21 protein-coding genes and 1 tRNA gene are annotated in these 23,161 nt (G+C 71.5%); 8 read left to right on the forward strand and 14 right to left on the reverse strand.

Annotated elements, in window-relative coordinates:
* The first annotated feature begins 36 nt into the window (after nt 1-36).
* Nucleotides 37-807, forward strand: coding sequence for a LuxR C-terminal-related transcriptional regulator (locus ACWCV9_RS28010; RefSeq protein ID WP_385844947.1), 771 nt, complete (start codon nt 37-39; stop codon nt 805-807).
* On the opposite strand, the gene tamR is transcribed toward ACWCV9_RS28010, so the two are convergent.
* The gene (gene tamR / locus ACWCV9_RS28015) at nt 766-1,263 is read right to left on the reverse strand and encodes a MarR family transcriptional regulator TamR (protein WP_031169761.1); all 498 of its coding nucleotides are present in this window, start codon (nt 1,261-1,263) and stop codon (nt 766-768) included. The two genes, ACWCV9_RS28010 and tamR, sit on opposite strands and share 42 nt — an antisense overlap.
* An 88-nt stretch (nt 1,264-1,351) precedes the next feature.
* On the opposite strand from tamR, the gene ACWCV9_RS28020 reads away from it, so the two are divergent.
* The gene (locus ACWCV9_RS28020) at nt 1,352-2,167 is read left to right on the forward strand and encodes a trans-aconitate 2-methyltransferase (RefSeq protein ID WP_450790635.1); all 816 of its coding nucleotides are present in this window, start codon (nt 1,352-1,354) and stop codon (nt 2,165-2,167) included.
* A gap of 2 nt (nt 2,168-2,169) precedes the next feature.
* Nucleotides 2,170-2,529 (forward strand): VOC family protein, encoded by a 360-nt coding sequence (locus ACWCV9_RS28025; protein ID WP_450790636.1) that lies wholly within the window; start codon nt 2,170-2,172, stop codon nt 2,527-2,529.
* Between the two features lie 6 nt (nt 2,530-2,535).
* Here the strand turns inward: ACWCV9_RS28025 and ACWCV9_RS28030 are convergent, their stop codons facing one another.
* Nucleotides 2,536-3,213, reverse strand: a complete 678-nt coding sequence (locus ACWCV9_RS28030; RefSeq protein ID WP_450790638.1) for a TetR family transcriptional regulator — start codon at nt 3,211-3,213, stop codon at nt 2,536-2,538.
* Nucleotides 3,210-4,217, reverse strand: coding sequence for an acyl-CoA desaturase (locus ACWCV9_RS28035; RefSeq protein WP_450790640.1), 1,008 nt, complete (start codon nt 4,215-4,217; stop codon nt 3,210-3,212). The genes ACWCV9_RS28030 and ACWCV9_RS28035 overlap by 4 nt, the downstream gene beginning before the upstream one ends.
* Nucleotides 4,218-4,522: 305 nt before the next feature.
* Between ACWCV9_RS28035 and ppc the strand changes: the two genes are divergently transcribed.
* Nucleotides 4,523-7,255 (forward strand): phosphoenolpyruvate carboxylase, encoded by a 2,733-nt coding sequence (ppc, locus tag ACWCV9_RS28040; protein WP_450790641.1) that lies wholly within the window; start codon nt 4,523-4,525, stop codon nt 7,253-7,255.
* 79 nt (nt 7,256-7,334) lie between these two features.
* Here the strand turns inward: ppc and ACWCV9_RS28045 are convergent, their stop codons facing one another.
* The 7 genes from ACWCV9_RS28045 to ACWCV9_RS28075 form a co-directional block, all read right to left on the reverse strand.
* Nucleotides 7,335-7,865, reverse strand: coding sequence for a hypothetical protein (locus ACWCV9_RS28045; protein WP_450790643.1), 531 nt, complete (start codon nt 7,863-7,865; stop codon nt 7,335-7,337).
* Between the two features lie 100 nt (nt 7,866-7,965).
* On the reverse strand, nt 7,966-8,568 hold the full coding sequence (gene pth, locus ACWCV9_RS28050) for an aminoacyl-tRNA hydrolase (protein WP_450790644.1): 603 nt from the start codon (nt 8,566-8,568) through the stop codon (nt 7,966-7,968).
* An 88-nt stretch (nt 8,569-8,656) separates the two neighbouring features.
* Nucleotides 8,657-9,250 (reverse strand): 50S ribosomal protein L25/general stress protein Ctc, encoded by a 594-nt coding sequence (locus ACWCV9_RS28055; protein WP_385844935.1) that lies wholly within the window; start codon nt 9,248-9,250, stop codon nt 8,657-8,659.
* A gap of 234 nt (nt 9,251-9,484) precedes the next feature.
* Nucleotides 9,485-10,465, reverse strand: a complete 981-nt coding sequence (locus ACWCV9_RS28060; RefSeq protein ID WP_385844934.1) for a ribose-phosphate diphosphokinase — start codon at nt 10,463-10,465, stop codon at nt 9,485-9,487.
* A gap of 155 nt (nt 10,466-10,620) precedes the next feature.
* Nucleotides 10,621-12,069, reverse strand: coding sequence for a bifunctional UDP-N-acetylglucosamine diphosphorylase/glucosamine-1-phosphate N-acetyltransferase GlmU (gene glmU, locus ACWCV9_RS28065; RefSeq protein WP_450790646.1), 1,449 nt, complete (start codon nt 12,067-12,069; stop codon nt 10,621-10,623).
* 125 nt (nt 12,070-12,194) lie between these two features.
* Nucleotides 12,195-12,265: transfer RNA gene (locus tag ACWCV9_RS28070), tRNA-Gln, on the reverse strand.
* A gap of 6 nt (nt 12,266-12,271) precedes the next feature.
* Nucleotides 12,272-13,144 carry a helix-turn-helix domain-containing protein gene (locus tag ACWCV9_RS28075; protein ID WP_450790648.1) on the reverse strand — a complete coding sequence of 291 codons (873 nt, stop codon included), beginning with the start codon at nt 13,142-13,144 and terminating at the stop codon, nt 12,272-12,274.
* A gap of 160 nt (nt 13,145-13,304) precedes the next feature.
* Between ACWCV9_RS28075 and ACWCV9_RS28080 the strand changes: the two genes are divergently transcribed.
* Nucleotides 13,305-14,633: a sensor histidine kinase gene (locus ACWCV9_RS28080; protein WP_450790649.1), complete on the forward strand. Its 1,329-nt coding sequence runs from the start codon at nt 13,305-13,307 to the stop codon at nt 14,631-14,633.
* A gap of 10 nt (nt 14,634-14,643) precedes the next feature.
* Here ACWCV9_RS28080 and ACWCV9_RS28085 read toward each other — a convergent pair whose 3' ends face one another.
* Together ACWCV9_RS28085 and ACWCV9_RS28090 are read right to left on the reverse strand one after the other, a co-directional pair.
* The gene (locus tag ACWCV9_RS28085) at nt 14,644-15,174 is read right to left on the reverse strand and encodes an SUKH-3 domain-containing protein (protein WP_450790651.1); all 531 of its coding nucleotides are present in this window, start codon (nt 15,172-15,174) and stop codon (nt 14,644-14,646) included.
* A 113-nt stretch (nt 15,175-15,287) separates the two neighbouring features.
* A complete protein-coding gene (locus ACWCV9_RS28090) occupies nt 15,288-15,815 on the reverse strand; it encodes a YwqJ-related putative deaminase (RefSeq protein WP_450790653.1) in 528 nt (175 codons plus the stop codon).
* Nucleotides 15,816-16,098: 283 nt separating this feature from the next.
* Here ACWCV9_RS28090 and ACWCV9_RS28095 point away from each other — a divergent pair, with 283 nt between their 5' ends.
* From ACWCV9_RS28095 to ACWCV9_RS28105, 3 genes are all read left to right on the forward strand, one after another.
* On the forward strand, nt 16,099-17,109 hold the full coding sequence (locus ACWCV9_RS28095; protein ID WP_450790655.1) for an SMI1/KNR4 family protein: 1,011 nt from the start codon (nt 16,099-16,101) through the stop codon (nt 17,107-17,109).
* A 10-nt stretch (nt 17,110-17,119) separates the two neighbouring features.
* On the forward strand, nt 17,120-19,996 hold the full coding sequence (locus tag ACWCV9_RS28100; protein WP_450790657.1) for an SUKH-4 family immunity protein: 2,877 nt from the start codon (nt 17,120-17,122) through the stop codon (nt 19,994-19,996).
* A gap of 121 nt (nt 19,997-20,117) precedes the next feature.
* The gene (locus ACWCV9_RS28105; RefSeq protein WP_450790659.1) at nt 20,118-21,005 is read left to right on the forward strand and encodes a cellulose-binding protein; all 888 of its coding nucleotides are present in this window, start codon (nt 20,118-20,120) and stop codon (nt 21,003-21,005) included.
* A gap of 38 nt (nt 21,006-21,043) precedes the next feature.
* Here the strand turns inward: ACWCV9_RS28105 and ACWCV9_RS28110 are convergent, their stop codons facing one another.
* Nucleotides 21,044-22,687: a sodium/solute symporter gene (locus ACWCV9_RS28110; protein WP_450790661.1), complete on the reverse strand. Its 1,644-nt coding sequence runs from the start codon at nt 22,685-22,687 to the stop codon at nt 21,044-21,046.
* A complete protein-coding gene (locus ACWCV9_RS28115) occupies nt 22,684-23,157 on the reverse strand; it encodes a DUF485 domain-containing protein (protein WP_450790663.1) in 474 nt (157 codons plus the stop codon). Before ACWCV9_RS28115 ends, ACWCV9_RS28110 begins: the two co-directional genes overlap by 4 nt.
* Nucleotides 23,158-23,161 lie beyond the last annotated feature (4 nt).

The raw sequence follows: 23,161 nt of genomic DNA on the forward strand, positions 1-23,161 counted from the left end.
GGGGTAGCTCTCTCTGCACGTACCAGTGGGGGTTTTGTGGTTCGTATCCGAGTCCTGGTCGTGGACGACCACCGCATCTTCGCCGAGTCGCTGGCCGCCGCACTGGCCGCCGAGCCCGACGTCGAGGTCTCGGCCGCCGGCAGCGGCCCCGCCGCGCTGCGGTGTCTGGAGCGTGCGGCCGCCGAGGGCCGCCGCTTCGACGTCCTCCTCGTCGACGCCGACCTCGGCGGCCGGCTGCCGCCCGGCGCCCGCCCGGCCGTGCCGGTGCGGGCGGGCAACGAGGAGGGACTGGTCGACGGCATCTCGCTGGTCGCCGGGGTGCGTTCGGCGCAGCCGGCCGTGCGGACCGTCGTCCTCGCCGAGAAGGACGATCCCCGGCGGGCGGCGCTCGCGCTCCAGGCCGGCGCCTCCGGCTGGGTGGCCAAGGACTGCTCGCTGTCCCGGCTGCTCGCGGTGATCCGGGGCGTGCTGCGGGACGAGACCCATCTGCCGCCGGCCCTGCTCACCGGGGTGCTCCGGGAGCTGACCGCGGCCCGCAGGCACCGCACCGAGAGCGAGCGGCTGGTGGAGTCCCTCACCCCGAGGGAGCGCGAGGTGCTGCGGTGCATGGTCGCGGGCCTGGGCCGCAAGGCCGTCGCCGAGCGGCTCTACCTCTCCCCGCACACCGTGCGCACCCATATGCAGAACGTCCTCGGCAAGCTGGGCGTCCACTCCACCCTGGCCGCCGTGGCGCTGGCCCGGCGGGCCGGGGTCGGGCCGGCGGACCTAGCCGGGGATGTTGTCGAACGGGGCGGTCAGCTGGCGTAGCAGGCCGGCCAGTTCCGCACGCTGGGCCCGGGACAGCTCGCCCAGGATCGCCCGCTCCTGCTCCAGCAGGCCCGCGAGCGCCTGGTCGGCGCGGTCCCGGCCGGTGTCGGTCAGCCGCACCAGCACGCCCCGCCGGTCACTCGGGTCCGGCAACCGCTCCACCAGGCCCTTCTTGGCCAGCCGGTCGATCCGGTTGGTCATCGTGCCCGAGGTGACCAGGGTCTGCGTCAGCAGCTGTCCGGGGGAGAGCTGGTACGGCGTGCCGGCGCGCCGCAGCGCGGTCAGCACATCGAACTCCCAGGGCTCCAGCTGGTGCTCGGCGAACGCCAGCCGGCGCGCACGGTCCAGGTGCCGGGCGAGCCGACTCACCCGGCTGAGCACTTCCAGCGGCTCCACGTCGAGGTCCGGACGCTCCCGGCGCCACGCTGCGACCAGCCGATCGACCTCGTCCTCCATGGAGATCAGTGTAGTGGTTGTGTCGACGTGAAGTCTCTTGATGTCGAGTCTCTTGACATCGAGATAGCGGGGTGGGGACAGTGGTGCCATGACCAACCCCGCCTGGGACCCCGCCCAGTACCTCCGCCACGCCGGCCACCGCGCCCGCCCCTTCGCCGACCTGCTCGCCCGGGTGCCCGAACCGCCCTCGGCCGGCCGGCCCCGGATCGCCGACCTCGGCTGCGGCCCCGGCAACGCCACCGCCCTGCTCGCCGAACGCTGGCCCACCGCCCACATCACCGGCTACGACAACTCGCCCGAGATGCTCGACCGCGCCCACACCGAGCAGGCGGGGCCCACGCCCGGCGGAGGACGGCTGGAGTTCGCCCACGCCGACGCCCGCACCTGGACGCCCGCCGAGCCGTACGACGTGATCATCAGCAACGCCACGCTGCACTGGGTGCCGGGCCACGCCGACCGCTTCGCCGACTGGACCGCCGCCCTGCGCCCCGGCGGCACCTTCGCCTTCCAGATCCCCGACAACATCGACGCGCCCCTGCACGCCCTGATGCGCGACCTCGCCGCCACCCCCCGCTGGAAGTCCCGGCTCGCCGACGTCCTGCGCGCCACCGACTCCGTCCACAGCCCCGGCGCCTACCTGGACCGCCTCGCCCGCCTCGGCTGCGCCACCGACGTGTGGCAGACGACGTACTTCCACGTCCTGAAGGGCGAGGACCCGGTCCTGGACTGGGTGCGGGGCACCGGGCTGCGGCCCGCGCTGACCGTGCTCGCCGACGACCCCGAGGCCCGGGACGCGTTCGTCGCCGAGTACCGCGATCTGCTCCGCCAGGCGTACCCCCGTGCCCCCTACGGCACGGTCCTGCCCTTCCGCCGGCTCTTCGCCGTCGCCGTCAAGGAGGTCTGACCATGCTCGCCGCCCTCGACCACGTCCAGCTGGCCGCCCCGCCCGGCGCGGAGGACGCCCTGCGCGCGTACTACGTGGACGCCCTCGGCATGACCGAGATCCCCAAGCCGCCGGTCCTGGCCGCCCGCGGCGGCTGCTGGTTCCAGGCCGGGACCGTCCAGCTCCACGTGGGCATCGAGAAGGAGTTCCGCCCGGCGAAGAAGGCCCACCCCGGGCTCAGGGTCACCGACATCGAGGCGTACGCCGCCCGGATCACCGCCCACGGCGCCCCGGTCACCTGGGACGACGATCTGCCCGGCCATCTGCGCTTCTACTCCGAGGACCCCGTCGGCAACCGACTGGAATTCCTCCAGCCCCGTTAGCCGCTGCTACGCCTTGCGGTGACCTATCAGCCGGGGCTTCTGCTCCAGGCCGTCCAGGCCGTGCCAGGCCAGGTTCACCAGGTGCGCCGCCACCTCCGCCTTCTTCGGGCGGCGCACGTCGAGCCACCACTGGCCGGTCAGCGCGACCATGCCGACCAGCGCCTGGGCATACAGGGGGGCCAGCTTGGGATCGAAGCCGCGGGACTTGAACTCGCGGCCCAGGATGTCCTCCACCTGCGTCGCGATGTCCGAGATCAGCGAGGCGAAGGACCCCGTCGACTGCGGGATCGGCGAGTCACGGACCAGGATCCGGAAGCCGTCCGTGTACTCCTCGATGTAGTCCAGCAGCGCGAACGCCGCCTGCTCGCACAGCTCCCGGGGATGACCGGCGGTGAGCGAGCCGGTGACCATGTCCAGCAGCCGCCGCATCTCCCGGTCCACGACCACCGCGTACAGCCCCTCCTTGCCGCCGAAGTGCTCGTACACCACCGGCTTGGACACCCCGGCCTTCGCCGCGATCTCCTCCACCGAGGTGCCCTCGAACCCCTTCGCCGCGAAGAGCGTGCGACCGATCTCCAGCAGCTGCTGGCGGCGCTCGGCACCGGTCATACGGGTCCGGCGGGTCCGCCGTTGCTTGTCACTGCCGGAGGTGCTGCTGGAATCGGTCGCCACGGCGTCAATCATGCCGCCTTCGCGGTCTCCCTCCGGCGCCGGGCGCCGCCTTCCGCGGTGTTCCGGCGCGAATCGATACGCGAGCGTGACGGCCAGCGCACGTCGTACGCCCAGCCGAGCAGCTCGAACCAGCGGATGAACCGCGCCGAGGAGTCGATCTGGCCGCGCATCACACCGTGCCGCGCGGAGGTCGGGTCGGCATGGTGCAGGTTGTGCCAGGACTCGCCGCAGGACAGCACCGCCAGCCACCACACGTTGCCCGAACGGTCCCGCGACTTGAACGGCCGCTTGCCCACCGCGTGGCAGATCGAGTTGATCGACCACGTCACATGGTGCAACAGCGCCACTCGTACGAGTGAACCCCAGAAGAACGCGGTGAACGCGCCCCACCAGGACATCGTCACCAGACCACCGATCAGCGGCGGCAGCAGCAGCGACACCGCGGTCCACAGCACGAACAAGCGGGAAATCGCCCGCATCGCCGGGTCCTTGACCAGATCCGGGGCGTACTTCTCCTGCGGCGTCTGCTCCTCGTCGAACATCCAGCCGACATGAGCCCACCACAGGCCCTTGAGCAGCGCCGGAACCGTCTCGCCGTAACGCCACGGCGAGTGCGGGTCACCCTCCGCGTCGGAGAACTTGTGATGCCTGCGGTGGTCGGCCACCCAGCGCACCAGCGGTCCCTCCACCGCCAGCGACCCCATGATCGCCAGCGCGATCCGCAGCGGCCGCTTCGCCTTGAACGAACCATGGGTGAAGTACCGGTGGAAACCGATCGTGATGCCGTGGCACCCGAGGAAGTAGAAGAACACCAGCAGGCCCACATCGAGCCAGCTCACCCCCCAGCCCCACGCCAGCGGCACGGCCGCCACCAGTGCCAGGAACGGCACGGTGATGAACAGGAGCAGCGTGATCTGCTCGATCGAACGCTTCTGCTCGCCGCCCAGCGTGGCGGAGGGGGAAAGAGTGTCGTTGGCCGTACGGGCTTCGTCGATCACATCGGAACGTGATGTCATGCGGTCCCCTGGGGGGTCGAGGATTCGGGGGCAGAGATGCCGGGCAGCCGGAGCCGTGCGGGACTCGAAGGCACTTCCCTACGGTTCCGTAACCTACGGCGACGTAAGTATGGCAGCGTGTCACCCGGCGGCAAGAGCCCCACGGGCCAGCGCGTCCGCCTCGACACCTATCCTTGGAGACGGTCGGACAGCGCGGTCCGCTGAAGTTTCCTTCCCGGACGCTCCGGCCCGTATGCGGCACCCGCCGCGTGGCAGACGCCGGGTTCCCTCCCAGACGAGCTTCAACACTGCAAGGAGCCGCACCTGTGAGCAGTGCCGACGACCAGACCACCACGACCGGCAGCGAGCTGCGCGCCGACATCCGCCGACTGGGTGATCTCCTGGGCGAGACGCTCGTACGGCAGGAGGGCCCCGAGCTCCTGGAACTGGTCGAGAAGGTCCGCCGCCTCACCCGCGAGGACGGCGAGGCCGCCGCCGAGCTGCTGCGCGGCACGGAACTGGAGACCGCGGCCAAGCTGGTCCGCGCCTTCTCCACCTACTTCCACCTGGCGAACATCACCGAGCAGGTGCACCGCGGCCGCGAACTGCGCGCCCGGCGCGCCGCCGAGGGCGGCCTGCTCTCCCGCACCGCCGACCGGCTCAAGGACGCCGACCCCGAGCACCTGCGGCAGACCGTCCAGAACCTCAACGTCCGCCCGGTCTTCACCGCCCACCCCACCGAGGCCGCACGCCGGTCGGTACTCAACAAGCTCCGGCGCATCGCCGCGCTCCTGGACACCCCCGTCCTCGACACCGACCGCCGCCGCCACGACGTCCGCCTCGCCGAGAACATCGACCTGGTGTGGCAGACCGACGAGCTGCGCGTCGTCCGCCCGGAACCCGCCGACGAGGCCCGCAACGCCATCTACTACCTGGACGAGCTGCACGCCGACGCCGTCGGCGACGTCCTGGAGGACCTCACGGCCGAGCTGGAACGGGTCGGGGTCAAGCTCCCCGACGACACCCGCCCGCTCACCTTCGGCACCTGGATCGGCGGCGACCGCGACGGCAACCCCAACGTCACCCCCCAGGTCACCTGGGACGTCCTCATCCTCCAGCACGAACACGGCATCAACGACGCCCTGGAGATGATCGACGAGCTGCGCGGCCTGCTCTCCAACTCCATCCGCTACGCGGGCGCCACCGACGAACTGCTCCAGTCCCTCGAACGCGACCTCGACCTGCTCCCCGAGATCAGCCCCCGCTACAAGCGCCTCAACGCCGAGGAGCCCTACCGGCTCAAGGCCACCTGCATCCGGCAGAAGCTGGAGAACACCAAGCAGCGCCTCGCCAAGGGCACCCCGCACGAGCCCGGCCGCGACTACCTCGGCACCGGCGAACTCCTCCAGGACCTGCGGATCATCCAGACCTCCCTGCGCGAGCACCGCGGCACCCTGTTCGCCGACGGCCGCCTCGGCCGCACCATCCGCACCCTCGCCGCCTTCGGCCTCCAGCTCGCCACCATGGACGTCCGCGAACACGCCGACGCCCACCACCACGCCCTCGGCCAGCTCTTCGACCGCCTCGGCGAGGAGTCCTGGCGCTACGCCGACATGCCCCGCGAGTACCGGGCCAAGCTCCTCGCCAAGGAACTCCGCTCCCGCCGCCCGCTCGCCTCCACCCCGGCCCCCGTCGACGCCGCTGGGGCCAAGACCCTCGGCGTCTTCCAGACCGTCAAGAAGGCCCTGGAGGTCTTCGGCCCCGAGGTCATCGAGTCGTACATCATCTCCATGTGCCAGGGCGCCGACGACGTCTTCGCCGCCGCCGTCCTCGCCCGCGAGGCCGGACTGATCGACCTGCACGCCGGCTGGGCGAAGATCGGCATCGTCCCGCTCCTGGAGACCACCGACGAGCTCAAGGCCGCCGACACCATCCTCGAGGACATGCTCTCCGACCCGTCCTACCGGCGCCTGGTCGCGCTGCGCGGCGACGTCCAGGAGGTCATGCTCGGCTACTCCGACTCCTCGAAGTTCGGCGGCATCACCACCAGCCAGTGGGAGATCCACCGCGCCCAGCGCAGACTGCGCGACGTCGCCCACCGCTACGGCGTACGACTGCGCCTCTTCCACGGCCGCGGCGGCACCGTCGGCCGCGGCGGCGGCCCCTCCCACGACGCGATCCTCGCCCAGCCCTGGGGCACCCTGGAAGGCGAGATCAAGGTCACCGAACAGGGCGAGGTCATCTCCGACAAGTACCTCATCCCCTCCCTCGCCCGGGAGAACCTGGAACTGACCGTCGCGGCCACCCTCCAGGCCTCCGCCCTGCACACCGCGCCCCGCCAGTCCGACGAGGCCCTCGCCCGCTGGGACGCCGCCATGGACGTCGTCTCCGACGCCGCCCACGCCGCCTACCGCCGCCTGGTCGAGGACCCCGACCTGCCGACCTACTTCCTCGCCTCCACCCCGGTCGACCAGCTCGCCGACCTGCACCTGGGCTCACGCCCCTCCCGCCGCCCCGGCTCCGGCGTCTCCCTCGACGGACTGCGCGCCATCCCGTGGGTGTTCGGCTGGACCCAGTCCCGGCAGATCGTCCCCGGCTGGTTCGGCGTCGGCTCCGGCCTCAAGGCCCTGCGCGAGGCCGGCCTGGACACCGTGCTCGACGAGATGCACCAGCAGTGGCACTTCTTCCGCAACTTCATCTCCAACGTCGAGATGACCCTCGCCAAGACCGACCTGCGCATCGCCCAGCACTACGTCGACACCCTCGTCCCCGACGAGCTCAAGCACGTCTTCGACACCATCAAGGCCGAACACGAACTGACCGTCCGCGAGGTCCTGCGCGTCACCGGCGAGAACGAACTCCTCGACGCCCAGCCCGTCCTCAAGCAGACCTTCGCCATCCGCGACGCCTACCTGGACCCCATCTCCTACCTCCAGGTCGCCCTGCTCAAGCGGCAGCGCGAAGCCACGGAGGCCGGCGTCAGCCCCGACCCGCTGCTCTCCCGCGCCCTGCTCCTCACCGTCAACGGCGTGGCGGCGGGCCTGCGCAACACCGGCTGATCACCGGACCCCACACAGCAGAAGGGGGTGCCCCCGAGGTCGTACGACCCCGGGGGCACCCTCGTCTGCCGTGTGGGGCTCACCCACCCGTCTGTACGGCGAGAAAGGCCGCCGTCAGCAACGCCAGGCCCGACAGCCCCAGCGTCCACGCCGACCGCCGCAGCCGCATCCCGCCACCCACCACCACCGACGCCAGCAGCAACGCCCCGGCCAGCGGCAGCCACGCGTACAGCACCCCCGCCGGACCCGACCGCACCGCGTCCCCCGTGCCCGGCTTCAACACCACGTCGTACGTCCGCCCCTCGCGCACCGCGACGGACTCCGCCAGCTCCACCCGCGCGCGGGCCCGCGCCCCCACCGAGACCGGCCGGAACGGGCCACTGCACGAACCGCCCGCGCAGGACGTCACCCGCACCGTGCCCTGCTCACGCCCCTTGGTCAGCATCACGTGCTGCGCGGTGCCCCAGGAACCCCACACACCGGCGAACAGGATCACAGCGGCGACCAGACCCGCCGCCGCGACCCGGCCGAACCGCAACGCGGCCACGGACCCCTGACGAGCGGAGCCCCTACGGGCAGTGCTGGCTGTGGCAGGCATGGCCGGGATCATTGGCCATACCCGTACGGGCGGTCAACCTCACTGTCCGCCGTAGAAGCACATGTCAGGAGTTGTACGGCCCGATCGCTCAGGAGTTGTACGGCCCGATGGCTCAGGAGTTGTACGCGCTCTGCGCCCGCTCCAGACCCTCGGTCACCAGACACTCCACCGCGTCCGCCGCCCGGTCCACGAAGTAGTCCAGCTCCTTGCGCTCCGCCGACCCGAAGTCCTTCAGCACGAAGTCCGCCACCTGCATCCGCCCCGGCGGCCGCCCGATCCCGAACCGCACCCGGTGATAGTCCGCGCCCATCGCCTTCGTCATCGACTTCAGACCGTTGTGCCCGTTGTCGCCACCGCCCAGCTTCAGCCGCAGCGTGCCGTAGTCGATGTCCAGCTCGTCATGGACCGCGACGATGTTCGCCACCGGCACCTTGTAGAAGTCCTTCAGCGCGTTCACCGGACCGCCGGACAGGTTCATGTACGACATCGGCTTGGCCAGGATCACCCGGCGGTTCGCCGGACCCACCGGACCGATCCGCCCCTCCAGCACCTGCGCCTGCGCCTTGCCGGCCCGCTTGAACTTCCCGCCGATCCGTTCGGCGAGCAGGTCCACCACCATGAAACCGACGTTGTGCCGGTTCATGGCGTACTCCGGCCCGGGATTCCCGAGCCCGACGATCAGCCAGGGGGCACTGGCGGGGGTGGTCACGTCCATCTCTCCTCACGCAAGGCAACAGCCGCTGCTCCCCAAGGGAAGCAGCGGCTGGAACGAACAGCTACCGCTGTGGGCAGACTGCCGGAACTCAGGCCTCGGCGGCCTCTTCGCCCTCGGCGGCCTCACCCTCGGTCTCCTCGGCCTGCGCCTGGAGCACCTGGAGCACGACGGCGTCGGCGTCCACGGCCAGCGTCACACCGTTCGGCAGGGTGATGTCCTTGGCGTGCACCGAGGCACCGGCCGCCAGGCCCTCGACGGAGACCGTGACGGCCTCGGGGATGTGCGTGGCCTCGGCCTCGACCGGCAGCGCGGCCAGGACGTGCTCCAGCAGGTTGCCACCCGGGGCCAGCTCGCCCTCGGTGTGCACCGGGATCTCGACCGTGACCTTCTCGCCACGCTTGACCAGCAGCAGGTCGACGTGCTCCAGGAAGCCCTTCAGCGGGTCGCGCTGCACGGCCTTCGGGATCGCCAGCTCGTTGGTCTTGCCGTCGATGTCCAGGGAGATCAGGACGTTCGGCGTACGCAGCGCCAGCAGCAGGTCGTGGCCCGGGAGGGTCAGGTGCAGCGGGTCGGAGCCGTGACCGTAGAGAACGACCGGAACCTTGTTGTCACGGCGGATGCGACGGGCGGCACCCTTGCCGAACTCGGTACGGGTCTCGGCGGCGAGCTTCACCTCGGACATATGGATCACTCCTCGTAGGAAATCGGAACGGACGTGGTCACCCGGCCACGAACGGCCTGCTACGAAGAGCGCGTCGATAACGGACCGCCGTACCTTCCGCCGAAACGGAGTACGGCCTCCCTCGCCGAGCAACTTGAGCAGTCTACTCGGAGGGGGAGGCCGCACTCAAAAGGATCTCCGGCTACCTCGCGGAGCGGGGTCGGAGCCGGGTTCCGCAGCGGGGTTGCAGAAACCTCACTGCTCGTCGAAGAGGCTGGTCACCGAACCATCCTCGAACACCTCACGCACCGCACTCGCGATCGTCGGAGCGATCGACAGCACCGTGATCTTGTCCAGGTCACGACCCAGCTCCGCCGGCGTCGGCAGCGTGTTCGTGAACACGAACTCGCTCACCCGCGAGTTCTTCAGCCGGTCCGCCGCCGGACCCGACAGCACACCGTGCGTCGCCGTCACAATGACGTCCTCCGCACCATGCGCGAACAGCGCGTCCGCCGCCGCACAGATCGTGCCACCCGTGTCGATCATGTCGTCCACCAGCACACAGACACGACCCTTGACCTCACCCACGACCTCGTGGACCGTCACCTGGTTCGCCACGTCCTTGTCCCGGCGCTTGTGCACGATCGCCAGCGGCGCACCCAGCCGGTCACACCAGCGGTCCGCCACCCGCACCCGGCCCGCGTCCGGAGACACCACCGTCAGCTTGTCCCGGTCCACCTTCCGGCCCACATAGTCGGCCAGCAGCGGCAGCGCGAACAGATGGTCCACCGGACCGTCGAAGAAGCCCTGGATCTGATCCGTGTGCAGATCCACCGTCAGGATGCGGTCCGCACCCGCCGTCTTCATCAGATCCGCGATCAGCCGCGCCGAGATCGGCTCACGACCACGGTGCTTCTTGTCCTGCCGCGCATACCCGTAGAACGGCACGATCACCGTGATGGAGCGCGCCGACGCACGCTTCAGCGCGTCGATCATGATCAACTGCTCCATGATCCACTTGTTGATCGGAGCCGTGTGGCTCTGGATCAGGAAACAGTCCGCACCACGCGCCGACTCCTGATAGCGGACATAGATCTCGCCGTTCGCGAAGTCGAAGGCCTTCGTCGGGACAACCCCGACACCCAACTGCTGGGCGACCTCCTCGGCAAGCTCGGGGTGGGCGCGGCCGGAGAAGAACATCATCTTCTTCTCGCCGGTCGTCTTGATCCCGGTCACAGCACAGTCTCCTCAGAGGTTGTCTCAGCCAGCCGGCGCCGTCTACGACCTCCCGTCTGGGCAAGAGAGGCCGAAACCAGCTGGTAGGGGTGCGGGTGCACGTGTGCGGATGTGCACTTATCACGGTACGCCGTGTTTGGCGCACACGATTCCGGTCAGTCCTCGCTCACGCCCTCCCGGGACGCCGCCTCGGCCGCCTTCGCCGCCGCGCTCCCCGGCCGCTTACGAGCCACCCAGCCCTCGATATTCCGCTGCTGACCACGGGCCACGGCCAGCGAACCGGGCGGCACATCCTTCGTGATCACGGACCCGGCAGCGGTGTAAGCACCGTCCCCGACCGTGACAGGAGCCACAAACATGTTGTCCGAACCAGTCCGGCAATGCGACCCCACCGTCGTGTGGTGCTTGTCCTGACCGTCGTAGTTCACAAACACACTCGCCGCGCCGATGTTCGTGTACTCACCGATCGTCGCGTCCCCCACGTACGACAGATGAGGCACCTTCGTGCCCTCCCCGATCGACGCGTTCTTCGTCTCCACGTACGTACCGATCTTGCCCTTGGCGCCGAGCCGCGTCCCCGGACGCAGATACGCGTACGGCCCCACCGACGCCCCCGCACCCACCACGGCCCCCTCGGACACCGTGTTGTCCACCCGCGCCCCGGCACCCACCCGCGTGTCCCGCAGCCGGCAGTTCGGACCCACCTCCGCGCCCTCACCCAGATGCGTCGACCCGGTCAACTGCGTCCCCGGATGCACCACCGCATCCCGCTCGAAGGTCACCGACACATCCACCCACGTCGTCGCCGGATCCACCACGGTCACGCCGTCCAGCATCGCCCGCTCCAGCAACCGGTCGTTCAGAATCCGGCGGGCCTCCGCCAGCTGCACCCGGTTGTTGATCCCCGCGATCTCCCGGTGATCCACGGCCAGCGAAGCACCCACCCGGTGCCCCGCCTCCCGCAGAATCCCGAGCACATCCGTGAGGTACTCCTCACCCTGGCTGTTGTCCGTCCGCACCCGCTTCAGCGCATCCGCCAGCAGCTGCCCGTCGAACGCGAACACCCCGCTGTTGATCTCCCGGATCGCCCGCTGCTCCGCGCTCGCGTCCTTGTGCTCCACGATCGCCGTGACGGCACCCGAGACCTCGTCCCGCACGATCCGGCCGTACCCGGTCGCGTCCGGCATCTCGGCGGTCAGCACGGTCACGGCGTTGCCGTCCGCACGGTGCGTCTCGGCGAGCCGCGCCAGCGTCTCGCCGGTGAGCAGCGGAGTGTCCCCGCACACCACCACGACCGTCCCGTCCACCGCCCCGCCCAGCTCCTCCAGGCCCATCCGTACGGCGTGCCCGGTGCCCTTCTGCTCCGCCTGCACGGCGGTACGGACCTCGGGGTCGATCTCGGCGAGGTGCGCGGCGACCTGCTCACGGGCGTGCCCCACCACGACGACCAGCTGCTCCGGGGTCAACTCCCGGGCGGCGGCCAGCACATGGCCGACCAGCGAACGGCCGCAGATCTGGTGCAGGACCTTGGGTGTGGCCGACTTCATACGGGTGCCCTCACCCGCTGCGAGAACGACGACGGCTGCCGGGCGAATGGCGCTCACGGGGTTGCCCTTCGGCTCTGAATGGGTGTGGGTGACAGCCGCAGGATACCGGGGCGTTTGGTGGGGGACATGAGAGCGGGCCCTGCCGGGGGGTGGTGCCGGTCAGGACCCGAACTGAGCATTTGCTCCCGGGAGAGGATTCGAACCCCTATAAGTGGTACCAAAAACCACCGTCTTGCCCTTAGACGACCCGGGATTACCGCTATGTCCGATTTGGAAGATCGGCTGCGGTGACAGCCCCTACTATGCCGCACCACCACCCCTCGATGCGACGGTACAGGTCGGCTCCTTGGCGCACTTTGATGCCGAGACAGCCTCGGTAGGTGCTGCCAGTGTTCTTGCGTACGGTCATGGGATTGTGCTTCTTGAGTGTGGTCTTGCCCAGGTGGGCCTGGTCGATGCCGACAAGGTCGGCCCAGTACTTTTCAGCGGCGTCGACGTCTGCGGATTCATGGATCATGAGCCTGCAGTGCAAGCGATCGCGCGACACTCCCAGGAGATCCAGCCAGGCCAGGAAGACGGAGATCATTCCGGGGTCGCTGTTGACGAATTCCACGCTCTCGCGGCGGGCGTGTGGCTTGTCCTTCGTGCCTTCGGCCCAGTACAGGGCTACGCCTGTGATGAACAGCTCCCGATCCGTGAGTTCGCCGATCCCTGCCGCTGCCTCCTGCTTGGTCGCCATCCGCGCGTGGTCCTGTTCGGCGCGCAGCCTTGCCAGTCCGGCGTTCATGCGCGCCAGCCGTTCGTCCGGGGTGCACTTTGGCTCCGGGTGTGGCAGGTCGCGCACCCAGAGGGAAACGGAACTCTTGGAGCAGCCGAGCTCGGCCTGAATCTCGCGGTACGTCCAGCCCTGGAGTCGCAGTTCCCGGGCGCGCTCGCGGAGGTCGTCCTTGGCCCTGGGGCGTTTGGTCCACTCCGGTGGGGGTTCGCCCTTGACCAGTTGGTTGAGGATGTCGTTGTTGTAGATCTTCAGCTCGTCCCGGATCTGCCGGAGGCTGTGGCCGGCCCGGCGCAGGGCGATCGCCTGGTTCCGGAGGCCTTCGAGGTCTGCGTACTTGCCGCTTGTCATACGCATACCGTCCGGGCGGAATGTGATGTTCCGGGGTCGAACAGGAAAGGTTCACCTGTTCGAGGGATTTGGGGCTGTTTCGAGCCCACCCGGTTACGGAGTGTGGTGAGCTGGGGCCGGGGAAAGTCACCGGAAAAGGGGTGGCACTCGCCCGTAGGCTGGAGCTATGACCACGACGGGGGAAGACCATGCCAGGGCTCTGACCGGCCCCTGGTGGTGGGCGAGGTGGCGCAGCGCACTGCTCGACGGGAGCCTGGCGCTGGTGTCCGCCGTGGAGTGCGGTGCGGAGGGGGTTCCGTTCGCCCGGGACGCGGGGATTCCCGTGTGGCTGGGCGTGCTGTTCGGGTTGGTCGCGGGTTCGGTGCTGCTGGTGCGGCGGAGGTGGCCGGTCGCTGTCGTGCTGGTGGCGATCGCGATCACGCCGGCCGAGATGGGCTTCCTGCTGGGCATCGTGGGTCTGTACACGCTGGCCGCGTGTGAGCTGCCGCGGCGGATCATCGGGGCGTTGGCCGGGATGTCTCTGGTGGGCACGGCCGTGGTGACGTTCGTGCGGGTGCGGCAGGACATGGCGCGGGGCGATCTCACGCTGGGTGACTGGTTCGTGTCCTTCGCGGCGGTGGCGACGGCGCTGGGGCTGACGGCGCCGCCGGTGTTGCTGGGGCTGTATGTGGGGGCGCGGCGGCGGTTGATGGAGAGCTTGCGGGAGCGGGCGGACTCGCTGGAGCGGGAGCTTCAGTTGCTCGCGGAGCGGGCGGAGGAGCGGGCGGAGTGGGCGCGTAACGAGGAGCGGACGCGGATCGCGCGGGAGATGCATGACGTGGTCGCGCATCGGGTGAGCCTGATGGTGGTGCATGCGGCGGCGTTGCAGGCGGTGGCGCGGAAGGATCCGGAGAAGGCGGTGAAGAACGCGGCGCTGGTGGGGGACATGGGGCGGCAGGCGTTGACCGAGTTGCGGGAGATGCTCGGGGTGCTGCGGGCGGGGGAGGACGTGGTCCCGCGTGCTGCGGCGAGGGTGCCGTTGGCGGCGGTGGGTGAGGCGGCTGCTGCGGCGGCGACGCGGGCGGCCGGGGAGGGGGAGGTTTCTCCGGGTTCGGGGGAGGGGCCGTGTCTGTCGGAGCTGGCGGAGTTGGTGGGGCAGTCGGCGGCTGCGGGGATGGTGGTGGATCTGTCGGTGGAGGGGGAGGTGCGGTCGTATGCGGCGGAGGTGGAGCAGACGGCGTACCGGGTGGTGCAGGAGGCGTTGACGAACGTGCACAAGCATGCGGCGGGTGCGCGGACGCGGGTGCGGTTGGCGCATCGGGTGTCGGAGATCGCGATGCAGGTGGAGAACGGTCCGCCGCCGGAGCCGGGGTCCGCGTCGGCGGCGCGGTTGCCCTCGGGTGGGAATGGTCTGGTGGGGATGCGTGAGCGGGTGGTGGCGTTGGGTGGGGTGTTTGTGTCGGGGCCGACGGATGCGGGTGGGTTCCGGGTGTCGGCGGTGATTCCGGCGGGGTGAGGGGGGTGGGTCAGCCGGCGGTGAGGCGTATGGGGCGGATGCCGGTGATGAGGGTGGTCAGGGCGTGGTCGATGTCGGGGCCGGCGTACCAGTCGCCGGTGTGGTCGAGGGCGTAGACGCGGCCTTCGCTGTCGATGGCGAGGGCGGCGGCGGTGTCGGTCTCCTCGCCGAGTGGGCAGAGTTGGGTGCCGAGGGCGCGGCCGAGGTCGCCGAGGGTGCGGGCGAGGTGGAGGCCGTGCAGGGGGTCGAGGTGGAGGGTGGCGGGGGCGACGTGGCGGCCGGGGCCGGTGGGGGTGATGTGGAGGCCGCCGAATTCGGCCCATGCCTCGACGGCGGCGGGGAAGACGGTGTGCCGGTGTCCGGCGGGTGAGGTGTGGGCGCGCAGGGTGTCCGCCCAGATCTCGGCTTGTTTTATGTCCCAGCGTCCGGGTTGCCAGCCGGCGGCGCGCAGGGCGGCGTCGACGGGGGCGGGGAAGCGGGAGGGGGGTCCCCCTTGCCCGAGCGGGGTCGTGGGCTTGGGGGAGGTGCGGTCGGGGTGCATCTGCCCTTCGTTCGTCGTGCTGGCGGGGTGTTGCAGGGTGGGTGGACGGGGCGGGGTTGCCGGCTGCCGTGTTCGTTGTCCCGGCCGCTGCCCGGTGCGTGGTGTTCGCTGGGTCAGCCGGCTGTTGCCGTGGGGTCGACGATGCGGACGCCGAAGTGGGCGCTGAGGGCGGTGCAGGCGCGGCAGGGGGTGGCGAAGCTGCCGTGGAGGGGGTCGCCGTCCTCGCGTATGCGGCGGGCGGTGAGTTTGGCGTGCTTGAGGGTTTTGCGGGCTTCGCTGTTGGTCATGGGTCTGCGGGCGGCGCGTTTGCTGCGGGCGGCGTCGGCGGCGGCGATGTGCCGGGAGATGAGGATGGTTTCGGCGCAGCGGCCGGTGAAGCGGTCGCGCTGGGTGCTGGTGAGGGTGTCGAGGAAGTCCTGGACGAGGGGGTGCAGGGCGGGGGGTTCCTCGCCGCGGGCGGCGGTGCCGGTGAGGGTGGTGCCGCGGACGGAGAGGGCGGCGGCGATGGTGGGCAGGATGCCGTCGCGGCGCTGACGGAGGGCGGGAGCGGGGCGTGTGTCGGTGCCGCTCCAGTCGATGCGAGGGTCGCCGGCCCGCACGTCGGTACCTCCGGTCTGCGCAGTTTTCATGATCGTACTCATGATTGCTTTTCCTCCCCGGGCATCCCCGAAGGACACAGGGTGCCAAATGCCGTGGCTCGTGCGGAAGCTGGGGCGGCGCGACACGCCAGGGTACGGACGGTCCGTCATGGTGGGGTGACGGCTGGTCACGGTGGGGGCGGGTGGGGTGTGGTGTGCGGGATGCGGCGGTGGCGGCGGGGTTGTGATGGGCCGGTGACCGGGATTCGGGGAGCGCATAGGCTGTCGCCATCCGCGATCGACACCGCCGTTCAGGCCAGAGAGAACGCCGCAGGGGGCAACCGCCATGACGACAGGTCGGCTCGGGCAGGAAGCCGCGCCGCCGAACGCGGCCTATGCCGGGCAGGTCGTGCACTTTCCGGATCCGGTCCGTGCGGCACGTCACCCGAGAGGGGTACGGGTCGATGAGCGGGGTTACCCAGATTTCTCGCCGTACGCGCGCGTGGCGGTGGAGATCGCCGAGCCGCCGGAGGGGTTCGGTGTCGACGAGTTGCGGCTGACGGACTTCGTGACGGCGAACGCGGCGCTGGCGGCGGCGGAGCACGAGTTGTGGGACACGGTGCCGGATGTGGCGACGCCGCACGGCTGGACGTGGCATCACGTGGCGGGTACGCGGCGGCTGGAGCTGGTTCCGGTCGAGGTGAAGGCGTTGCTGCGGCATCATGCCGGGCTGGCGACCACGCGGGTGGACCACGACAAGCGGGGGACGCGGCCGTTGCAGGAGACGCGGCCGGCGCACTTCGGGCTGCCGAAGCTGGGTGTGGCGGTGACCGAGGCGCAGGTGCAGGGGGTCGAGGAGGATCTGGGCTACCGGCTGCCGGGTGCGTACCGGTCGTTCCTGAAGGCCGCGGGCGGTTGTGCGCCGGTCGGTACGGCGCTGGACCCGGAGCTGGGTCTGCTGGTGGACCAGCCGTTCTTCACGGTGCGGGACGAGGCCGCGGTCAACGACCTGGTGTATGTGAACAAGTGCCTGCGTGACCATCTGACGAAGGACTACCTGTGTGTGGCGTTCGTGCAGGGCGGGCTGCTCGCGGTGAAGGTGAAGGGCGAGCGGGTGGGTTCGGTGTGGTTCTGCGCGTACGACGATGTGCGCGACGCCGATCCGTCGTGGTCGCCGGCGGAGCGGGTGGAGCGCCTGTTGCTGCCGTGCGGTGAGGACTTCGATGCCTTTCTGTCCCGGCTGGCGGGTAGTCCGCCGGAGTTGGAGACGGTGGCGAGCCTGATGGTGGACGGCGGTTTCGCCCGTGTCGTGCCGGTGTCGTCCGGTTCGGCTTCGTCCGGCCCGGTGGGGGAGTGAGACGCAGACGATGGTGACGTACGCGCAGGCGCAGGAGCGCGCCGAGGAGTGGATCAACGGCGACGTGCCCGCGTACCAGCACCGTGAGGTGCGGGTGCGGGAGTTCGAGCTGGGGTTCGTGGTGTGGGGCGAGGACCGTGCGGAGGGCCCGCGTTCGGACGCGGGCGGGCAGCGGCTCGTCATCGCGCGGGACAGCGGGGAGGCGACGCTGTGGCCCGCGCTGCCGGTGGGTGAGGTGATCCGCCGGTACGAGGAGGAATACGGCCGTGCGGAGGACGCGCGGGGCGCGGTGCCGGCGCCTGCTCCGGCGCGGGTGGATCTGAATCAGACGTCGTTCCTGCTGTCTCCTCCGGAGTGGTTGCAGGAGGCCGCGGACAAGCTGGGGATCGGTAGCAGGCCCGCCGCCGCGGGGTCCGCCGGTGCCGGCGCGGACGCGGATGCGGCGGGCGGCTCCGGTGGTGGGGCGTCCTCCGGTGCCGGCGGGCTTGCGGAGACGCAGGCCGGGGTGCCGATGGGCGCGCAGGGTGTCCAGGGAGCCCAAGGGGCCGAGGAGGCGCAGGGGGTGGCGGATGCGCCCGGCGCGGCTGCCGTGCCCGGGGCGCCCGCGGCTTCCGGTGCTCCGGGGGCGCCGGCTCCGGCGGATGTGCCCGTGGGGGCCACCCCGTGGGCGGGTACGGACACGAACGCGGAGTCCGGCGAGGAGGACCGTTCGGTGCCGTTGCCCGCGACGGTGTTCGCGCCGCCGTTGACCGACCTGGATGCGGACGAGGTCGCGCCGCAGCGGCCGGCGGCAACGCCGGAGGCGAAGACGGCGCTGATGTCGGGGGGCAGCCAGTTGCCGCCGACGGCGGTCGCGCCGGCGCTCGACACGTCGAACCTGCTGGGCGCGCCGGGCAGCACGCCGCCGCCCGTGCCGGGGGCGTCCGCGTACGGCTATCCGCAGGGGCCGGCGGTTCCCGGTACCCCGCCGCCGGGCGTGCCGGGATACCCGGGGGCGCCCGGCACTCCGCCCGCGCCCCCTGCCGGCCCCGGTGCACCGGGTGTACCGGCGGGGAGTACGCCGCCGCCCGTGCCGGGGGCGTCCGCGTACGGCTATCCGCAGGGGCCCGGTGCTGACCTGAGTGGGGCTCAGGCTCCGGCGGGCCAGGGTGAGCAGGCGCGGCCGCTGCCGCCGCACGCGGGGGACATCGCGGACGCCGCGACGAGCAAGGCGGCGCCGCCGCCGAAGAAGGGGCGCGGTGGCCTGAACACGCCGCCTCCTCCGCCGGGCGCCCCTGGTGCGCCGGGCGCGCGCCCGGGGAGCCCGCCGGTACCGCCCGTGCCTGGTGCGCCTGGTGCTCCGGGTGCGCCTGCGGGCGGGTATGTGGCGACCCAGCTGGTGTCGGCGCTCGGTCCCGAGGGGCCGGGGATGCCTGGTGCGCCGGGCGCCCCGGGTGTCCCGGGTGCTCCGGGTGTGCCGCATGCGCCGGGCGCCCCCCACCCGCCCGCGCCGCCCGGTGTTCCGGGCGGCACGCCTCCGGGCGGGGCGCATTACGCCGCCACGATGCTGGCCGATCCCAGTCAGATGGGAGGCGCGCCGCAGCCTCCGGGCGCTCCGGGGATGCCGGGCGCCCCGGGCATGCCGCATCCGCCGGGCGTGCCCGCGGCGCCGGGCGCCCCGGGCATGCCGCCGGTCCCCGGCGCGCCGCAGCCTCCGGGCGCCCCCGGGGCTCCTGGTGCGCCCGGTGGGGGGCGTAACGCCGTGCACCACGCGGAGACCATGCTGGCCGGGCCCCCGGTGGCCGGTCCCGGCGTACCCCCGCCGCCGTCCGCTCCCGGCATGCCTCCGGGCGCCGCTCAGCCGATGCAGCCGATGCCGCCGGGCGGGCCGGTGCCGGGGCAGCCTCCGGCGTACGGGTATCCGCAGGCGGGGCAGCCGATGGTCGGCCCCGGTTATCAGGCGGTGCTGCGCTACCGGGCGCAGGACGGTTCGGAGCAGCAGCTGATCCGGCGTTCGGCGCCGGGTACGCCGCATCCGGAGTGGCAGATCTTCCATGAGCTGCGGGCCATGAACGTGCCGCCGGACCAGGTGCTGGAGCTGCACACGGAGTTGGAGTCGTGTGAACTGCCGGGTGCCTACTGCGCGCGGATGATCCGGGAGCAGTGGCCGCAGGCGCGGATCACGAGCATCGCGCCGTACGGCACGGACCATGCGAGCCGGCAGCAGGGCATGCAGCAGTTGCTCGCGCACCAGGGTGAGCTGCACCAGGTCGCGGACGGTCCCGCGCGCCCCGCGCCGGTGCGTGCGCCGTTGCCGCCGGTGCAGGCGGCGCCGCCGGTTCCGCCGGAGGCCATCGCCCAGGAGCTGGCGGCGGCGTTCGGGCCGGGGGTCTTCCGGTTCGAGCAGCAGGCGGTGTCGCGGCAGGGTGTGCCGCCGGTCGTGGCGCACACGCTGGTGGTGGCCGGACTGCCGGTGGACATGGGCCCGTTCTTCTGGGCGCAGGCGCAGCCGGGCCGTCCGGTGCCGACGCTGGCGGAGCTGGCGGCCGAGCGCGGGGTGCAGCCGGCGCCGGACGCGGGGTCGTACCTCGTGATGGGGACCGACTTCGGCAGGGCGCTGTGTGTGCAGTACGGCACGGCGAACATCGTGGCGGTGCCGGTGGAGGCGGGGCCGGGCGGTGCTCCGGTGCCGCCGCAGTTCGTGAACACGGGGCTGCCGGAGTTCGCGCGCTGTCTGGCGCTGCTGGGCCGGATGTGGCGGCTGCGGTTCGGGCTGAACCAGGAGCAGGCGGGTCGTTGGACCGTCGATTTCCAGGCGCAGTTGGCCGCTCTGGACCCGGCGGCGCTGGGTTCGCCGGAGAGCTGGTGGTCGGTGCTGCTGGAACAGATGTGGGACGGCCTGTTGTAGCGACTGCCCAGGGGCCGTGACGTGACTGCGGAGTGTCGCGTTATGAACGCCCATGTCCGATCCATCAAGATATGCGCGAAATCATCCTGTCGTGTATGTCCGGTGGAGAGGGGTTCCCAGGGTGAGCAGCGCATCGATGCCGCCGCACGGCTTCGTGACGGTCCGGGGGCGCGGCTACCGCCCCGCTCAGGTCGACGCCTGTCTCCAGGCGCTGTCGCAGGACCGGGACGCCGCGTGGGAACGCGCCGCGCGGCTCACCGTGCTCGCCAAGGACATGGAGGCGGAGGTGCGGCGGCTGCGCGAGGCGGTCGCCCAGCTCGCGCCGCAGGACTACGAGACGCTGGGGGAGCGCGCCCGCCGCGTGTTCCAGCTCGTGCTGGAGGAGGCGGCCGATCTCCGGGAGCGCACCCGGCGCGAGGCCCAGCAGCAGGTGGTGGAGGCCGATGAGCGCGCCGAGGGCGTATGCCGGGAGGCGCATGAAGAGGCGGAGGCGCTTCGCGCGCTGGCCGACGAACGCGCCCGGCAGCGCCTCCAGGCGGCGCGCGCCGAGGCCGACGAGATCCGCATCGGCGCCCGGCGTGCGGTGAAACAGGAGCGGGCGGCGGCGCTCGCGGCCTTGCGTGAGGCGCGGGAGCGCTCCGCCGCCCTGCTCGCCGAGCAGTCGCGGGAGCACGCCGAGCGGTGGGCCGCCGTCGAGCGCGAGGAGGCCGAGCAGGCGGCCGCCCTGGACGCCCGGCACGCCCAGCGGGTGAGCCGGGCCGAGACCGCTCTGTCGGAGGCCAAGCGGGCCCTGGGCGAGGCCGAGGAGTCCGCGCGCCGCCGTCAGGAGGAGGCGGACGCGCGGGCCGCCGAGATCATCGCCGACGCGCGCCTGCGCGAGGAGCGCATCGCCCGCGAGACGGAGCGGGTGCTGCGCGAGCACGGCGAGGCCTGGGACGACGTCAGCGCGCACATGGACCATGTCCGCAGCAGCCTGATCTCACTGACCGCCAGGGCCGCCCTGGAGTAGCCGGGGGCCGGGGCTTCCCGGGCCGCCCGGCGCGGGCCTCACCGGCGTCGTACCGCACCTGCCAGGATCCAGCCCTCCACCGCCTCGTACTGGCGCCGTTGCTGCTCCGCCTTCGCGCGGCCCGAGGCCACCGTGCCCAGCCAGCCGAAGAGGAAGCCGGCCGGGATGGAGACGATCCCGGTGGTCGTGAACGGGAACCAGTTGAAGTCCGCGTGCGGGAACGCGGAGACCGGTGAACCGGACACGAGGTTGGTGCCCGGCATCAGCAGCAGCACGGTCAGCGTGCCCCCGATCAGCGTGCTCAGCAGCCCGCCGCGGGTGTAGCGGCGCCAGAAGAGGCCGTACACCAGGGCGGGTGCGATGGCCGAGGCGCCGAGGCAGAAGGAGAGTGTGACCAGCGGCTGGAGGCTGTGGTGCTGGACCAGGGTGGCCAGCAGGATCGTCGGCACGCCGACGGCGAGGGCCGAGGCGCGGGCCAGGGCCATCTCGCGCCGGGCCGGCATCTCCCGCGCCCCGGTGGCGAAGACGTCGTGCGCGAGGGAGTTGGCGCAGGCGAGGATCATCCCGGCCACCGAGGCCAGCAGGGTCAGGAAGATCGCGGTGGTGACCAGGGTGAACAGGAAGGTCTCCGCCGCCGACACGTCCGTGCCGAACACCGCGCGCGTGCCGAGCAGATAGGCGGTGTTGCCCTGCGGGTCGGCCGCGGCGATCCCCGCGCGGCCCACCAGTGCCGTGGCGCCGAACCCGACCACCGTCATGACCAGCACGAACAGCGCGACGATCGAGACCGCCCAGGACATCGAGCGGCGCACCTGGCGGGCGCTGGAGGCGGTGTACATGCGCATGGTGATGTGCGGCAGACAGGCGCCGCCCAGCACCACGGTCAGCTGCGAGGCGATCATGTCCAGGCGGGAGCGTGCGCCGGTGCCGAACTGGAGCCCGGAGCGCAGGAACGCGGGCCCGGCACCGCTCCTTCGGGCCGCCGCGGTGAACAGGGCGCCCGGGTCCCAGCCGAAGCGGTGCAGCACCAGCAGGGCGATCACGGCGCCGGAGCCGACCAGGAGCACGATCTTCAGGATCTGGATGAGCGCGGTGCCCTTCATGCCGCCGATCGCGGCGTAGCCGATCATCAGGACGCCGAGGCCCACGACGCATCCGGTCTTCAGCGACTCGTTGGAGAAGCCCAGGATGAACGCCATCAGCTGCCCGGTCCCGGCGAGCTGGACCAGCATCAGCGGCAGCAGGGCGGCGATGGTGACCGCGCAGGCCGTGATGCGCACACCGCGTCCCGGCAGCCGGCGGGCCAGCGCGTCGCCCATGGTGAACCGCCCGGCGTTGCGCAGCGGTTCGGCCAGCAGGAACATCAGCAGCATGAGCGACAGCGCCGTACTGAGGGCGAGGACGACGCCGTCGTAGCCGCACAGGGCGATCACGCCGCCGGTGCCGAGGACGGTGGCGGCGGAGATGTAGTCGCCGGCGATGGCGAGGCCGTTGCGCAGCGGCGAGAGGGAGCCGTAACCGGTGTAGAACTCGTCGAGGTCGTCGCGGTCGGGGCCGGTCATCACGCACAGCAGCAGGGTCACCGTGGCGACGGTGGTGAAGGCGATCAGGGACATGGTCTGCGCCGAGCCGCTGAAACCGGTGAAGGCGGGGACGGCGAGGGAGCCGGCGGCCGTGGTCATCGCATCGCTCCTCGTCGCGTGTCCAGTTCGGCCTCCTTGCGGATGCGGTCCGCGAGCGGATCGACGTGCACGCGCGCGGTGTGCTCGTACCGGGCGATCGCAAGCCAGGTGACGGGGAGTTGGACGAGGGCGAGCAGCAGCCCGGCCGGGATGCCGTCGGCGACCGTGTCGGTCATCAGGCCGGGGGCGTACGCGGACAGGACGAGGAAGAGGGTGAAGTAGCCGAGCGCGGTGAGGGTGGCGGCACGGCGCTGCCAGCGGTAGGCGCCGCGCAGCACCCGCAGGTCGCTGTGGTGCCCGACCGGCTCCCGGTGCGGCGGTGCGGGTCTGCGGGACGGTTCGGGGGCCGGGGGCTGCCAGGGGTAGGTGTACGACGCGTTCCCGGGGTCGGCCGGGTACGGGGGAGTCGGCGAGTACGGCGAGTACGGCGAGTACGGCGGGTTGGGCGTGTGCGGGGGGTCCTGGGACATCCCG

The sequence above is a fragment of the Streptomyces sp. NPDC001606 genome, assembly GCF_053596835.1.